The sequence below is a fragment of the Dokdonella immobilis genome (assembly GCF_900115085.1).
GTDB classification, from domain to species: domain Bacteria; phylum Pseudomonadota; class Gammaproteobacteria; order Xanthomonadales; family Rhodanobacteraceae; genus Dokdonella; species Dokdonella immobilis.
In genome coordinates this window covers 203,865-218,382 of record NZ_FOVF01000003.1, presented here as the reverse complement: position 1 = coordinate 218,382, position 14,518 = coordinate 203,865, and the positions used below count along the sequence as shown (strand labels likewise).

The 14,518-nt window shown below is 63.3% G+C and carries 13 protein-coding genes; 12 read left to right on the top strand and 1 reads right to left on the bottom strand.

All coding sequences use genetic code 11. The features are described from left to right. Window positions 1-35 precede the first annotated feature (35 nt). The 6 genes from BM125_RS03770 (at window position 36) to BM125_RS03745 (ending at window position 8,085) form a co-directional block, all read left to right on the top strand. Entirely contained in the window at window positions 36-1,739 is a 1,704-nt protein-coding gene (locus BM125_RS03770) for a cation:proton antiporter (protein ID WP_092405028.1), read from the top strand. Between the two features lie 68 nt (window positions 1,740-1,807). Continuing rightward, on the top strand, window positions 1,808-2,785 hold the full coding sequence (locus BM125_RS03765) for a universal stress protein (RefSeq protein ID WP_092405026.1): 978 nt from the start codon (window positions 1,808-1,810) through the stop codon (window positions 2,783-2,785). 283 nt (window positions 2,786-3,068) lie between these two features. After that, a complete protein-coding gene (locus BM125_RS03760) occupies window positions 3,069-4,607 on the top strand; it encodes a right-handed parallel beta-helix repeat-containing protein (RefSeq protein ID WP_092405024.1) in 1,539 nt (512 codons plus the stop codon). Between the two features lie 236 nt (window positions 4,608-4,843). Then, the gene (locus BM125_RS03755) at window positions 4,844-6,160 is read left to right on the top strand and encodes a metal-dependent hydrolase family protein (RefSeq protein ID WP_217647796.1); all 1,317 of its coding nucleotides are present in this window, start codon (window positions 4,844-4,846) and stop codon (window positions 6,158-6,160) included. A gap of 193 nt (window positions 6,161-6,353) precedes the next feature. Next, window positions 6,354-7,550: a DesA family fatty acid desaturase gene (locus BM125_RS03750; RefSeq protein ID WP_092405022.1), complete on the top strand. Its 1,197-nt coding sequence runs from the start codon at window positions 6,354-6,356 to the stop codon at window positions 7,548-7,550. 169 nt (window positions 7,551-7,719) lie between these two features. Then, on the top strand, window positions 7,720-8,085 hold the full coding sequence (locus tag BM125_RS03745; RefSeq protein WP_092405020.1) for a hypothetical protein: 366 nt from the start codon (window positions 7,720-7,722) through the stop codon (window positions 8,083-8,085). 84 nt (window positions 8,086-8,169) lie between these two features. On the opposite strand, the gene BM125_RS03740 is transcribed toward BM125_RS03745, so the two are convergent. Continuing rightward, window positions 8,170-9,030: a mechanosensitive ion channel family protein gene (locus BM125_RS03740; protein WP_092405018.1), complete on the bottom strand. Its 861-nt coding sequence runs from the start codon at window positions 9,028-9,030 to the stop codon at window positions 8,170-8,172. Between the two features lie 291 nt (window positions 9,031-9,321). On the opposite strand from BM125_RS03740, the gene BM125_RS03735 reads away from it, so the two are divergent. The 6 genes from BM125_RS03735 to alr all read left to right on the top strand — a co-directional run bounded on the left by BM125_RS03735 (window position 9,322) and on the right by alr (window position 14,517). After that, a complete protein-coding gene (locus BM125_RS03735) occupies window positions 9,322-10,494 on the top strand; it encodes a DUF4124 domain-containing protein (RefSeq protein WP_092405016.1) in 1,173 nt (390 codons plus the stop codon). A gap of 142 nt (window positions 10,495-10,636) precedes the next feature. Beyond that, the gene (gene rpsF, locus BM125_RS03730; RefSeq protein ID WP_092405014.1) at window positions 10,637-11,101 is read left to right on the top strand and encodes a 30S ribosomal protein S6; all 465 of its coding nucleotides are present in this window, start codon (window positions 10,637-10,639) and stop codon (window positions 11,099-11,101) included. A gap of 26 nt (window positions 11,102-11,127) precedes the next feature. Then, entirely contained in the window at window positions 11,128-11,352 is a 225-nt protein-coding gene (gene rpsR / locus BM125_RS03725; protein ID WP_092405012.1) for a 30S ribosomal protein S18, read from the top strand. A gap of 85 nt (window positions 11,353-11,437) precedes the next feature. Further along, a complete protein-coding gene (gene rplI, locus BM125_RS03720) occupies window positions 11,438-11,890 on the top strand; it encodes a 50S ribosomal protein L9 (protein WP_092405010.1) in 453 nt (150 codons plus the stop codon). A 159-nt stretch (window positions 11,891-12,049) separates the two neighbouring features. Continuing rightward, window positions 12,050-13,438 (top strand): replicative DNA helicase, encoded by a 1,389-nt coding sequence (locus tag BM125_RS03715; RefSeq protein WP_092405008.1) that lies wholly within the window; start codon window positions 12,050-12,052, stop codon window positions 13,436-13,438. Then, entirely contained in the window at window positions 13,435-14,517 is a 1,083-nt protein-coding gene (gene alr, locus BM125_RS03710; protein ID WP_092405006.1) for an alanine racemase, read from the top strand. Before BM125_RS03715 ends, alr begins: the two co-directional genes overlap by 4 nt. Window position 14,518 lies beyond the last annotated feature (1 nt).

The following is a 14,518-nucleotide window of genomic DNA, read 5'->3' as shown; positions in this document are numbered from 1 at the left end:
CCAACCCAACGCTATCGCGATTGATCCGAGGTCCGATGGAAAATCTCGTACAGATCATGCTGCTTCTGGCCGCCGCGATCGGTGTCGTGGTCGTTTTTCAGCGCCTGCATATACCGACCAGCCTGGGATACCTGCTGGTCGGGGTGGTGCTCGGGCCGCACACAATCGGGCCTGTGGTATCGATGCCTGAGCTGGCAGCGCTGGCGGAGTTCGGTGTCGTCTTTCTGCTGTTCACCATAGGCCTCAATTTCTCGCTGCCCAAGCTGCATGCGTTGCGGCATCAGGTCCTCGGTCTGGGAACCGGGCAAGTAGCGTTCACCACTATGGGGGTCGGATTGGTGGTGTGGCTCGTCGGGCTTCCGACTGCCGCCGCCTTTGTGTTCGGTGCGGTCTTCGCTCAATCGTCCACGACGATCATTTCCAGTTTGCTCAAGGAGCAGGGTGAGGAAAACACCCAGCACGGCCGTCTCGGGCTGGCCATGTCGGTTTTCCAGGATGTCACCGCCGTTCCGTTCCTGGTCGTGATCCCGGTGCTGGGTGTTTCCGTCTCGGCGAGCGTACTTGCGGGAAGCCTTGGCCTCGCTCTTGCCAAGGCCGTACTCGCCTTCGCGCTGGTCTACTTCGCCGGGCGTTGGTTGCTGCGGCCGCTGTTCTATCTGGTCAGCAAGAGTGGATCGCTCGAGATGTTCACCCTGGCCGTGCTTCTGGTCGCCCTGCTGGCCGCCTGGGTTACCAATAGCCTGGGCTTGTCGCTGGCATTCGGAGGATTTCTCGCCGGCATGATGCTGGGCGAAACGGAGTTCCGCCACCAGGTGGAGTCCAGCGTTAGTCCATTTCGCGACGTGCTGCTGGGCCTGTTCTTTGTCGGTATCGGCATGCGATTCAACCCTGCGGCGATCCCGCCCATCTGGCACTGGGTAGCACTGGGCGCGTTGCTCATCGTCACGAGCAAGACGCTGATCGTTGCCGGGCTGGTAAGCAAGGTCGGCGGCGACGCCCGAATGAGGTGGCGTACCGGTCTGATGCTGAGCGTAGGGGGCGAGTTCGGGCTGGCGCTCATCGCTATCGCGATCGATTCGAGCGTGCTGGACATCCAGCTCGGACAGATCGCCATCAGCTCCGTACTGCTCTCGATGGTTGTCGGCGCCATGCTGATCCGCTTCAACGGCAAGATCGCTGACCTTCTGATCAAGAAGCCTCAAGAAGCGATTGAAGACCCTGCGGAATTGCCGCATGTATCCGGGCAGCAGGTCGTGATCGGTGGCTATGGCCGTGTGGGACATACCGTCGCCGTGCTGTTGCATGCAAGCGGTGTTCCGTTTGCCGTTTTTGATACGGATCCGAAGCGGGTGATGCAGGGGAGGGCAGATGGTCATTCTGTCTGGCTGGGCGACATCGCCGATCCTGCATTGCTTGCGGCCATTCATGTGGACCGGGCTGCTCTGGTAGTCGTCGCCGTCGATAACCCGGATATGGCCCATGCGGCGATTTCCTACCTGAATCGGGTTTGTCCCCAGGTGCCGGTGATTGCGCGTGCGCGGGATCTCGAATCCAGTTCCCGCTTGCTTGCAGCGGGTGCTACCCATGCCAATCCTGAACTGATCGAATCGAGTCTGCGCCTCGGAGCAACCGCATTGGCTTTGCTGCAGGTGGGCACCGAAGAGATCGATACGATCGTCCAGGATGTGCGGGATCGGGGCTACCAGCCCGTGATGGACAACCAGACCGGCAGCTCGTAGGGTGCCTTGGTCACCCGTTTTCATTGTCGAATACAGGATTGCTTGCGGGAAATTGCAGGGTGGTCGGGATGAATGAATTCAAGAAGATTCTTTACGTGTGTGAAGAGGCTGCATCCCAGGACGCGTCGATCCTGCGCGCCGTGTCGTTGGCGGAGAACAACCAGGCAGAATTGACCGTAATCGATGTCGTGCCGGCTGTTTCGGAAGGTTTCCGCATGCGGTTCGGCGGCCGGACATCAAACGATCCCGTGGCGTCCATGGTGGACGCCAGCCGGAAAAGGATCGAGGCACTGATCGAGCCTTACGCAGAACGCCTGAAAATTCGCGTGGACGTGCTCGTGGGCAGGACGTATCTCGAAGCCATTCGGGTCGTATTGGAAAATGGCCACGATCTGTTGATCAAACCGGCCGAAAATCCAGGCTATATCGAAAGGATCTTCGGAAGTCAGGACATGCAGTTGCTGCGTAATTGTCCGTGTCCGGTGTGGTTGACGAGAGCGGATGAAGCTCCGAAATGCCGGAACATCCTTGCCGCCGTTGATCTGGACCCGGACAGGCCGGATCCAGTGGAGGAGAGCCTCAATCGGCAGATCCTTGGATTGGCGGGTTCGCTCGCTTTTTCGGATTTCGCGACGCTGCATGTTGTCCATGTCTGGGATGCGCCCGGCGAATCGATGGTGCGACTTTGGGCCAACGACCCGGCTGTCGCGAGCAGCGACTATGTCGAGGGCGTGCGTTCGAGTCATGCAAGTGCATTCAACCTCCTTCGGCAGGAATTGAAGGCACGGATCGGCGAGGATGCCAGCGCCTTCCTTTCTCCTGAATTTCATCTGCGTCGCGGGGTGGCCGCCTCTGTCATACCTGAATTGGCGAAACATGTGCAGGCTGATCTCGTAGTCATGGGAACGGTCGCCAGAACAGGCATAGCGGGCTTGCTGATCGGGAATACGGCCGAAGGGGTCTTCGAACAGTTGCAGTGTTCGGTGCTTGCCGCCAAACCTGCCGGCTTTGTCTCGCCGGTAAAACTCGAACAGGCCGGGACGTAGCGGCGAAAGGAAGGCAGGGCTGCTGAAGTCGGGCTGCGTACCACCATCGCAGGGTGCCGGTGCGGGCGGTCGAGGGGGTCTCTCGATACAGGCGCAACAGGTGCAACACAGGGAAGCATCAAGGATCCGGAAGTCTGCGCATCCTGTTCCTTCTTCCTTGCTCGAGGCCCGGATCGGAGCGCCAGCGGGAGAGGGTTGCCCGTGATGCCGGTCTGAAGCAGGCTTCACGGAAATGAATGGGCCTGTGCCTCATCCTGTTGCCTTGCAATCGGTGCGGATACCCATGACCAGATTCCTCTGCCTGGCGATACTCCTGGGCTGGATCATCCCGGCGCTGGCCCAGCCCGGGTTCGACTGCGTGGCGCCGGCAACCCCGCAACTGGTCAATCCGGTCGTGATCGGCAATGGCTCGCCGGGCAGTGTCACGACTGCCGCCCTGCAAGCGGCACTCGATGCAGGCGGGCCAATACGGCTCGATATCGGTACATCGACACTCACGCTCAGCGCCGAACTGCGCATCACCCGGGCGACCCAACTCGATGCCGGCGGCGCGACCCTGTCCGGTGGCAATGCGCGGCGGGTGATCCGGATCGACAATCCGAACAACCAGACCTATGCCTTCGATTTGCTCAACGCGACGATCGCCAACGGCTCGACGCCAACAGGCTCGGGCGCCGGCCTGTGGAAGCCAACCGGCGGGCCGTGGCAGGCCGTGACGATTCGAATTTTCCATTCGAATTTCGCCAGCAACCACGCCATAGCCACCGCCCAGGACGACGGCGGTGGCGGCATCTATGTGGTCGGTGCCAGCGAACTGAGCCTCGTTGACGTGATGATGAGCGGCAACAGCGGCTCGAACGGCGGCGCGATCTACTCGCTGGGCTCCAAACGGGTCAACCTGTTCGACAGCGAGCTCTCGGCCAATACCGCGACCGGCACGGGCGGCAATCCGGGCAATGGCGGCAATGCCGGCGCGATCGGCATCGACGGTGCCGACCGCACCGTCAACCTGTGCCGCGTGCGTCTGCTCGACAACCAGTCCAATGCCTACGGAGCCGGTCTTTTCACTACGGTCTACGACACCACCAGCTTCACCCGGATCCTCGATTCGACCATCCAGGGCAACAACAGTGTCGGCACCAGCAATGCGCATACCGGTGGCGTCTACCTGCAGGGCGGGCCGTTCTCGATCCGCGGCTCGACCTTCCGCGACAACCAGGCCGCTGGCTACGGCGGTTTGTCGATCTTCGACCACCAGACCGCGACCCTGATCCGCGCATCGGGCGACATCAGCAACAGCACCTTCGTCGGCAACATTGCGCGGACCGGGCTCGGCGGGGCGATCAACCTGCAAGGCAGCGGTGGGCTGATCCTGCAGAACCTGACCATCGCCAACAATGTGGCCCAATGCGATGTCTGCTTTGCCGGTGGCATCAGCAACGGCAACGGTCTGGCCATCACCATGCGCAATACCGTTTTCCTCAACAACACCGGCGGCAACGCCTACAACCCCTGGGCCATGCTGTATCCGGTCAGTGGCAGCAACAACATGCAGTGGCCGCAGATCCGGCCGGTCTCGAATCAGGCGGAAACGGCGGTCACGCCGGGTGCGCTGTTCGCCAATGCGAACCTCGGCGCCATCGCCGGCAATGGCGGGTTGACCGAGACCATGGCACTGACCGCCGCCTCGCCGGCATTCAATGCGGGTACTGCAACCGGTGCGTTGCCCACCGACCAGCGCGGACAGCCACGCTGGGCGGCCGTGGACATCGGCGCCTATGAGCTGCAGGCGGACCAGATCTTCGCCAGCGGATTCGACTGACCGGACCAACCCGATCGCCCGAACGCCGCGAGGAGTCTGTCGGACTTGAGCGGTCGAGGCGAATATTCGGCTGCGTGAGGACGGATTTTCGACGATTCGCAGGCCCATGGTGGTTCCATGGGCCAGGAAGCCGCGGAAACATGGGCCGCGCAGACGGATTTGCAGCCCGATCGATTGAAGTCCGACAGGCTCCCAGGGGTTAGACTTCGGCCATCACTGGCGAAGGGGGAATTGCGATGAGGGTCAATGCGCTTGCGTTGCTGGTTGCGGCCATGGTGGCGGGCTCGGCCACGAACCCGGATTCGGCGCTCGCCAACGAAAGCGAGACGCAGACGATCGTCCTCAAGGCTGCGCACCTTTTCGATGGGCGCAGCGGCAAGCTCGACAGCCCCGGGGTAATCGTGATCCAGGGCAAGACGATCCGGGCCGTCGGCGCGAATGCGACGATTCCAGCCGATGCCCGGGTGATGGACCTCGGTGACGCCACCCTGGTGCCCGGCTATATCGACGCGCACACCCACATCGCCTCTGACTACAGCGAGAACTGGGCCCAGGGCTTCTACGAGGGCATGCTGCGCTTTCCGGTCGAGCAGTCCTTTCACGCGGCCCGCAATGCGCGCGTTACGCTCGAAGCGGGGGTAACCACCGTACGCGAGGTCGGCGCCGCCGACTTCATCGATGTGGGTCTGCGCAACGCGATCAACGACGGCCTGGTCGAAGGGCCGCGCATGCTGGTGGCGGGGCACGCCCTCGGTTCAACCGGCGGCCACTGCGACAGTTCGCCGTTTCCGCCGGACCGGGTCAAGCCGGCGGGCCCGCTCGAAGGCGTTTGCAACGGTGCCGAGGAATGCAGGCTGGCGGTGCGCGAGCAGATGAAGTTCGGCGCCGACCTGATCAAGATCTGTGCATCGGGTGGCGTGCTCTCGGAGTCCGATCCGGTCGACGTGCCCCAACTGACGCCGGCCGAGCTCAAGGCCATCATCGGCGAGGCGCACACCTGGGGGCGCAAGGTGGCGGCGCACAGTCACGGCGATCTGGCCGCGCAGCAGGCGGTCGAGGCCGGCATCGACTCGATCGAACATGGCAGCTTCCTCAAGCCGGCCACGCTGCGCCTGATGAAGGAGCGTGGCGTCTACCTGGTGCCGACGCGCATGACCCAGGAGTGGGTGGTGGAAAAGGCCGATACCTACCCACCCAAGATTGCCGGCAAGGCGAGGGCGGCCGGCAAGGCGCATGGCGAGATGTTCGCCAACGCGCTGAAGATCGGCGTTCCGATCGCGTTCGGAACCGACGCAGCGGTCTTTCCGCACGGTCTCAATGCCCGCGAGTTCGGCGACTACGTGAAGCTCGGCATGAGCCCTGCAGCGGCCTTGATGACCAGTAGCCAGGGTTCCGCTCGCCTGCTCGGCATCGAGTCCGAGACCGGTACCCTGGAGGCCGGGAAATTCGCCGACATCGTTGCCGTGCCTGGCAATGTACTGGCCGACATCCGCGCCACCGAGCGGCCCACGATGGTGATGAAACAGGGCCGGATCGTGGCTCGATCCGAATAGCAACCAAAGGCGGCTGCGCGGCACTTGCTTGAATGCCGCGCCTGCAGCGCCATATGGTAGGAGGCCATGACGGGCCCGGATCCATTCCCGGATCGGCCATCCGCGCGCGTACGCGATTGTCGGGACCCAGGTATCTGGTTCACCCGACAGGCGTCGCGTATAGTCATGGTTCGGCTTTTCCCGGTGGAATTCCATGTTTGATTCGATTGTCACGTTCCTCACCAACGGCCTGACCCATGCGTCATGGCCGATGCTGGTTGTCTATTTCATCGTCGTCTCCCAGTTCACGATCTTCTCGGTGACCCTGTACCTGCATCGCAGCCAGGCCCATCGGGGTGTCGACTTCCACCCGGTACTCGCGCATTTCTTCCGTTTCTGGGCCTGGTTCTCGACGGCCATGGTGACTAAGGAGTGGGTGGCGATCCATCGCAAGCACCACGCCAAGTGCGAAACCGCGGAGGATCCGCACAGCCCGCAGATCTATGGCATCAAGAAGGTGCTGCTGGATGGCGTCGACCTGTATCGGACGGCGCGCAAGGATCCGTCGATTACCGAGAAGTACGGTCGCGGTACGCCGGACGACTGGCTCGAGCGCAATGTCTACGGTCGCTATCCGGAATTCGGTCCGACCCTGATGCTGTTCCTCGGATTTGCCCTGTTCGGTCTCTGGGGCGTGGTCATCTGGGCCTGCCAGATGATCTGGATCCCGTTCATGGCCGCTGGCGTGGTCAACGGTCTCGGCCACTGGTGGGGCTACCGCAACGTCGAAAGCGACGATACCTCGACCAACCTGACACCGTGGGGCTTCGTCATCGGTGGTGAGGAACTGCACAACAACCATCACGCATTCCCGAGCTCGGCCAAGTTCGCGCTGCGCAGCTTCGAGTTCGACATCGGTTGGGCCGCGATCCGCATGTTCGAGGCGATCGGCATGGCCAAGGTCCTTCGCGTGGCGCCGTCGCTGGATATCCGCAACGACATCCACGCGCCGGACAACGACACGATCAAGGCCCTGTTGACCCACAAGTTCCAGGTCATGACCGACTACTTCCGTGGCGTCACCGCGCCAACCTTGCACGAGGAAGTGGCCCAAGCGGGTGCCAGCCTCAAGGAACTGCCGCGTCGCCTGCGCAAGGCGCTCTCGAGCGGCGGGCGCTGGCTCGACCACGATGCTCGCGAGCGGCTCGGAACCTGGGTCAGCCAGCGCCCGGCCATGGCCACCGTGATGGACTATCGCCGGCGCTTGCACGAACTCATGGAGCAGCGCAACGGTGAAGCCATGCTTGAAGGATTGAAGCAATGGTGTCGCGAAGCCGAGGCCAGCGGCATTCGCGCGCTTCAGGAGTTCGCCAGCCGGATCAAGGGCTACCGCCTGGCCCACGCCGCCTGATGCGTCCCCGGCCATCGCGATGACCTGGAAATGCCCGCCTGGCGCGGGCATTTTTCATTGCGAGCCCGGGCCAATGCATGGCCCGCTCCTTGCAGAGCGATGACGCGCCGCTCGATCCAGCGGTTGCGCAACGAAACCAGCAGCTTCCCCAGACAAAAGGTGACTCTCCATGTCGAAGATCAACCAGATCGCACTTTGCGGTTTGCTGTTTGCAGTTGTGCTGGCTCCACCGGCTTTCGCCGGCAAAGGCGATTCCAAGGTCATCATCGTCAACAAGTCGAACTGGGCGATCCATGAGATGTACTTTTCGCCGACCGACGATGATGAATGGGGCGAAGACCAGCTCGGCGATCACACCATCGAAACCGGTGATCAGTTCACCCTGACCGGCGTGCCCTGCGACAGCTGGGACGTCAAGGTCGTCGACGAGGATGGCGACGAGTGCGTGGTGTCGGATGTCGCCTTGTGTGCCGACAATGACAAGTGGGTGATCAAGGACAGCGACCTGCTGGCCTGCCAGGCCGCAAGCGAATAGTAGTCCGGGATTGCATAGACCCGGTCGCCGGCAGGAATCCGTCACAACCGGATTCCTGCCGTTCGGATTTCCGCCGCCGCCTCGTCAGGCCGCCTTTGGCTCGGCCTTGCCTCCCAGGCTGGGGACGCCACTGACCAGATGCAGGTCGCGTTGCGGGAACGGGATGCTGATGCCGTCCTTGTCGAAGCGCTTCTTGACCTGCTCGGTCAACTCGCAGCGCGTGGCAAACCAGTCGGCATTGGCGACGTGGCAGCGGATGCCCAGATTGACGCTGCTTTCGGCCAGTTCGTAGACGAACACCGACGGCTCTGGTTCGGCCAGTACCCGCGGATCGGATTGCATGGCGTCCATGGCGATGGCACGGGCCTTGTCGATGTCGTCAGAGTAGCCGATCCCGATAACCAGTTCGATGCGACGCATCGTATCCGGCGTCAGATTGATGATCGAGTCGTTGGTGATCAGCGAATTGGGCAGGGTGATGACCTGATTGTCGGCGCCGCGGAGCCGGGTCTGGAAGATGTTGACCATCTCGACCTTGCCGGTGACGCCGTTGATGGTGACGATGTCATCGACATGGAACGGCCGCAAGGTGACCAGCATAACGCCGGACGCGATATTCGAGAGGGAGTCCTTGAGGGCAAGACCGATGGCCAGCCCGGCCGCGCCGAGGACCGCGAACATCGAGGTCATCGGCACGCCCAGCACCTGCACGACGGCGAGCAGCAGGACCACCTGCAACACAACGAGGATGATACGGCCGAGGAACAGGGCCGCAGTCGACTCGATCCTGCTCTTTTGCAGCTTGCCGCCGATCCAGTTCGCCAGCATGTGTGCGAGCTTGAGGCCGACCAGCAGCAAAACCAGGGCACCGAGCAGGCGCCCTCCGACCGATATACCGAGATCCACCCAGTGGGCGTGTTCGGGGGCGGTGAGCCAATCCATCATGGTGATCTCCTCTCTGGTCAAGGGACTATGTGCCAGCAGACGCACGGCCGTTCAGTTTAAACACAGGGGCGTTGACCCCCGGCTGACTGCGAGGGTGCGCATCTGCTGCGCAGGGCCCGGGTCGTGCGGCGGTCGTGCTCGACAGCGGTATGCTTCAAGCATGAATACCGCCTTCCAGGACCACCCATCGGCCGAGAACCCCGCGCACGAACGCCGATGGACCGCCGCGCTTCTGCGGCGAGGAAGCGGATGCTTCGACAGGTGGCTGTTGCAAACCGGGGCGGGGCGCTGATGCGCCCTTGGCTTCTGCTGATCCTGCTGTTCGTCTGCGGCGTGTTTCTCTGGCAGCGGCAGACCGCGGACCACCTTCTGGCCGAACGCTCCGACGTGCATCGAACCAGGCCCGGGCACCTGGAAGGTCCGGTTCCGCCCGGGATGGCGGAGGCCTCATCGGTAGCCCCGAAGGATCGGGAAGCGCAGGTTCGGGACGTCCGGGACTCGTCGAGTCCCGGCCAACCCTCGCTGATGGATGCAGCCTTGGCCGCCATGCATGCCGCCCTGCCGGAGCAGGCGTGCCTGGCCGGAACGGCCAGCAAGGCCAGGGCGAAGAAGGTCGCCATCCATCGTTGGGTGGACGAGTCCGGGATCCAGCACTTTTCCGACCAGGCACCGGTCGGCAAGGCCGAAGGCCATCGCCGGATCGAGGTCGATGGGCTGCCACCGATCGTCGTCAACGCCAGCGGTTACGATGTCAATCTGCCCGACTTCCTGGCCCAGCGCGCGATGGCCGATGCCCAGGCCATCGAACGCATCCTGCGCGGTTCGCTCGGCGTGGACGGGGATCCGGGCCTCGTCCTCAACGTCGAGTTCATCGCCTCGGCGCAGTCCTACGCGCAGCGGGTCGGCAATCCGCTCATGATCGGTTCGGAGGGCACCTATTCGATGGCGGATCGCACGATCCATGTGCGGCTGCAGGATCGGAACGAAGCCAATTTCCAGATCCTGCGCCACGAAATCACCCATGCCCTGATCCACGAGCGGATCGGCAGCCTGCCGACCGCGATCAACGAAGGCATGGCCGGGTACTTCGAGCAGCTCGAAGTGTCCGGGCTCGGTGCGCGCGTGGACCTGGAGGAGTCGACGGCCAGCCTGCGCAGCGCGGCACTCGAGGGCGATGGTCGCAACGAACTGGTCGAGCTGTTGGCCCGGGACGGCTTCCTTTTCTATGCTGAAGGGCGTGAGCAGCGCTATCTGCGAGCCTACGCCCTGGTCGCCGTGCTGATGGGCAGCCCCGATGGCAGGCAGGCCCTCGGCGCCGTGCTGGCCACGCAGCGAAGCGCGCCCTGTCGTCCGGTTGCCGCCGAACGGCTGCTGGACGAAAGCTATCCGGGCGGCCTGGCGAAATTGGCTGCGGACTGGGCCCGCTGGCTGCGCGATCCACCGAGGACGGTGCAGGCGTTCTAGGCAGGGTCCCCGATGCCTTGCCCTGCAGGCCCGAATCCCTTACTATCCGCGCCCCTTCGCTGGTCCATGGCGAAGATTCTTGCCTCACCGCTGGTCGGGAGGCTGCCCCCGCACTGTGTGCGGACACCCAAAAGGAAATGCCATGCGTCATTATGAAGTCGTGTTCCTGGTCCATCCGGACCAGAGCGAACAAGTACCCGCCATGATCGATCGTTACAAGACGATGATCGAGTCCGATGGCGGCAAGATCCATCGTCTGGAAGACTGGGGCCGGCGCCAGCTGGCGTTCCCGATGCAGCATCTGGCCAAAGCGCATTACGTGCTGTTGAACATCGAAGTCAGCCAGACGGTTCTCGACGAACTGCTCTCGGGCTTCCGCTTCAACGACGCGGTGCTGCGCCATCTGGTGATCAAGCGCGACGCGCCGGTCACCGAGATGTCGGCGATCATGAAGAACAAGGACGACAAAGGCGACCGTCGCCGTCGCGACGACGACGGCGGTTTTGGCAGCGATGATTCCGACGATCGCGGCGGTCGTTCCGACCGTGGTGATCGTGGCGACCGCAATGCGGACAGCGCCGAATCCTCATCCGCCAGCGCCGACTGACGCCCCCGAATCCAGGAGTTGCCACCATGTCCAAATTCTTCCGTCGCAAGAAGTTCTGCCGGTTCACCGCCGAAGACGTCGTCGAGATCGACTACAAGGATCTCAACCTGCTGCGCCAGTACATCACCGAGACCGGCAAGATCGTGCCGAGCCGGATCACCGGCACCAAGGCGCGCTACCAGCGCCAGCTCGCCGTGGCCGTGCAGCACGCACGCTTCCTCGCCCTGCTGCCCTACAGCGACAGCCATTGATCTGAATACCCGGCCCGGCAGCGGGCCGATTCGGACAGCGCAAGCTGCGCCGGAATGATCCGGCGCTAACGAATTGGAGTTTTCCATGCAACTGATTCTTCTGCAGAAAGTAAAGAACCTCGGCAACCTCGGCGACAAGGTCAACGTCAAGCCGGGCTATGGCCGCAACTACCTCGTGCCGCAGGGCAAGGCGGTGCCGGCCACGGCCGACAACCTCGCCAACTTCGAAACCCGTCGCGCCGAGTACGAGGCCAAGGCCAACCAGTTGCTCGGTGCCGCCGCCGCTCGCAAGGCCCAGTTCGATGGCGCCGAGGCGGTGACGATCAAGGCCAATGCCAGTACCGAAGGCAAGCTGTTCGGTTCGGTCGGTCCGCGCGACATCGCCGAAGCCTTCACCGCGATGGGCCTGGCCCTGGACAAGAACGAAGTAGTGCAGGGCGAAGGCCCGATTCGCCACATCGGCGAGTTCGAGGTGCGCATCCATCTGCATGCCGACGTCGACTCGACGGTCAAGGTCGTTGTCGTTCCCGACAACTGATCGCGCGATCTATCGTGTGATGAAAACGGGCGCCCCTGGGCGCCCGTTTTCATTTCTGCGCACGCAACTGCACAGCTTATGCACAGGGTTGTTCTCTATTGATGAGACGCCGCGCTGGGTATGATCGAGACACGCCGCTTCATCGAACCGAGCCCCCCCATGATTCCCTCCGCAGAACGCAAGCCCGCCGTCAACGTCGAGACCTTGCGCGTGCCGCCGCACTCGATCGAGGCCGAGCAGGCCGTGCTCGGCGGCCTGATGCTGGCGCCCGAATCCTGGGAACGCGTCGCCGATCGCATCAGCGAAGAGGATTTCTACCGTCGCGACCATCGCCTGATCTTTAGGGCGATCAACCAGCTCAGCGAAAAGGACCAGCCCTGCGACGCGGTGACCCTGGGTGAGTGGTTCGATGCGCAGGGCATGGCCGAACAGGTCGGTGGCATCGCCTATGTCATCGAGCTGGCCAATTCGACGCCGAGCGCGGCCAACATCGTTGCCTACGCCGACATCGTTCGCGAGAAATCGGTGCTGCGGCAACTGATCGATACCGGTACCGAGATCACCGGCGATGCCTTCCAGCCCGAGGGCCGGAGCAGCCAGGAATTGCTCGAGACGGCGGAACAGAAGGTATTCCGCATCGCCGAGGCCGGTTCGCGCGGACGCAAGGGCTTCGTCTCGATGCGCGCCGCGGTCAAGGATGCCTTCCAGATCCTGCATCACCGCTACGAGAACCGCGGCTCGATCACCGGCCTGCCGACCGGCTACACCGATCTCGACGACATGACCACCGGTCTGCAACCGTCCGACCTGATCATCGTCGCCGCACGTCCATCGATGGGCAAGACCGCACTGGCTCTGAACATGGCCGAGAACGCGGCCATGCGAACCAAGAAGGCCGTGGCGGTCTTCTCTATGGAAATGTCGTCCTCGCAGCTGGCCTTCCGCCTGATCTCCTCGATGGGGCGGATCAACCAGCAGCACCTGCGCACCGGCGACCTGGCCGAAGAGGAATGGCCGCGGGTGACCAGTGCGATCACGATGCTCAGCGAGGCCAGGATCTTCATCGACGACACGCCGGCCCTGTCGCCGGGCGAACTGCGCGCGCGCGCGCGGCGCCTGAAACGCGAACATGATCTCGGCCTGATCGTGATCGACTACCTGCAGCTGATGCAGGTGCCCGGAAACAAGGAGAATCGCGCCACGGAAATTTCAGAAATTTCGCGTGGACTGAAGGCCCTGGCCAAGGAACTCAATGTCCCCGTGATCGCACTGTCCCAGCTCAACCGCTCGCTCGAACAGCGTACCGACAAGAAACCGATGATGTCAGACCTGCGCGAGTCGGGCGCCATCGAGCAGGATGCGGACGTGATCATGTTCATCTACCGCGATGAGTACTACAACGCGGATTCTCCCGAGAAGGGCGTCGCCGAGATCATCATCGGCAAGCAGCGCAACGGCCCGACCGGGTCGGTCAAGCTCGCCTTCCTCGGCCAGTTCACACGTTTCGAAAACTTGGCGGTGGACCGCTACACGGAACACTTCGAGTGAGCCGGGCGACCAGCGCGACCATCCATCTCGGTGCGCTACGCGACAATCTCCGGCGCTCGCGCGACCTGGCCCGACCGGCCCGGGTCATGGCCGTGGTCAAGGCCGACGGCTACGGTCACGGGCTCGAACGCGTGGCCCGTGCCTTCGACGAAGCCGATGCGTTCGGTGTCGCCTGCATCGCCGACGGACAGCGCCTGCGTGCGGCCGGCGTCGCCCGTCGCATCGTGGTCTTGTCGGGTATCGACGAAGCGGCCGATATCGCCGAGATGCATCGCCTCGGTCTCGAGTCGGCGATCCACCATCGCAGCCAGATCGATTGGCTCGAAGCCGACCCCGATCCGCGCCCGCTCAAGGTCTGGCTGAAGATCGACACCGGCATGCACCGACTCGGGTTTCCGCCCGAACAGGTCGCCGCCGCGCATGCACGATTGCTGGCCCTGCCGAATGTCGACGCGGACATCGGCCTGATGACCCACTTCGCCAACTCCGATGTCTTCGGCGACACGCAGACCACGGCCCAGATCGAATGCTTCGAGCGCATCGCGTCGGAGTTTCCGGGGCCTCTTTCCCTGTCCAACTCGGCAGGACTGCTGGGCTGGCCGCAAGCGCGCGGCCATTGGGTGCGTCCGGGCGGCTTGCTGTACGGCATTTCCGTCGTCGAAGGCCGCACCGGCGAGGACTTCGGCTTCCGCCCGGCGATGACCCTGTCGAGCAAGCTGATCGCGATCAACCGCATTGGCCGGGGCGAGTCGATCGGCTATGCGGCGAGCTGGACCTGTCCCGAGGACATGGACGTCGGCGTGGTCCAGATCGGCTACGGCGACGGCTATCCGCGCTCGGCCAGCGCCGGCACGCCAGTACTGCTGAACGGGCGGCGCGCTCCGCTGATCGGTCGCGTCTCGATGGACCTGATAACGATCGACCTGCGCAAGCACGGCGATGCGAGGGTCGGCGATGCGGTCATCCTCTGGGGCAAGGATCTGCCGGTCGAGGAGATCGCGTCGCGGGCTGGCTCGATCGGTTATGAACTGGTCTGCGGCATGACCCGCCGGGTCCGCTTCCTCGAGGACCCGAACTGAG

Excerpts from the sequence above, each read along its gene's own strand:
- BM125_RS03770 (WP_092405028.1), top strand. The coding sequence starts at position 36 with ATGGAAAATCTCGTACAGATCATGCTGCTTCTGGCCGCCGCGATCGGT.
- BM125_RS03765 (WP_092405026.1), top strand. The coding sequence starts at position 1,808 with ATGAATGAATTCAAGAAGATTCTTTACGTGTGTGAAGAGGCTGCATCC.
- BM125_RS03760 (WP_092405024.1), top strand. The coding sequence starts at position 3,069 with ATGACCAGATTCCTCTGCCTGGCGATACTCCTGGGCTGGATCATCCCG.
- BM125_RS03755 (WP_217647796.1), top strand. The coding sequence starts at position 4,844 with ATGAGGGTCAATGCGCTTGCGTTGCTGGTTGCGGCCATGGTGGCGGGC.
- BM125_RS03750 (WP_092405022.1), top strand. The coding sequence starts at position 6,354 with ATGTTTGATTCGATTGTCACGTTCCTCACCAACGGCCTGACCCATGCG.
- BM125_RS03745 (WP_092405020.1), top strand. The coding sequence starts at position 7,720 with ATGTCGAAGATCAACCAGATCGCACTTTGCGGTTTGCTGTTTGCAGTT.
- BM125_RS03740 (WP_092405018.1), bottom strand. The coding sequence starts at position 9,030 with ATGATGGATTGGCTCACCGCCCCCGAACACGCCCACTGGGTGGATCTC.
- BM125_RS03735 (WP_092405016.1), top strand. The coding sequence starts at position 9,322 with ATGCGCCCTTGGCTTCTGCTGATCCTGCTGTTCGTCTGCGGCGTGTTT.
- rpsF (WP_092405014.1), top strand. The coding sequence starts at position 10,637 with ATGCGTCATTATGAAGTCGTGTTCCTGGTCCATCCGGACCAGAGCGAA.
- rpsR (WP_092405012.1), top strand. The coding sequence starts at position 11,128 with ATGTCCAAATTCTTCCGTCGCAAGAAGTTCTGCCGGTTCACCGCCGAA.
- rplI (WP_092405010.1), top strand. The coding sequence starts at position 11,438 with ATGCAACTGATTCTTCTGCAGAAAGTAAAGAACCTCGGCAACCTCGGC.
- BM125_RS03715 (WP_092405008.1), top strand. The coding sequence starts at position 12,050 with ATGATTCCCTCCGCAGAACGCAAGCCCGCCGTCAACGTCGAGACCTTG.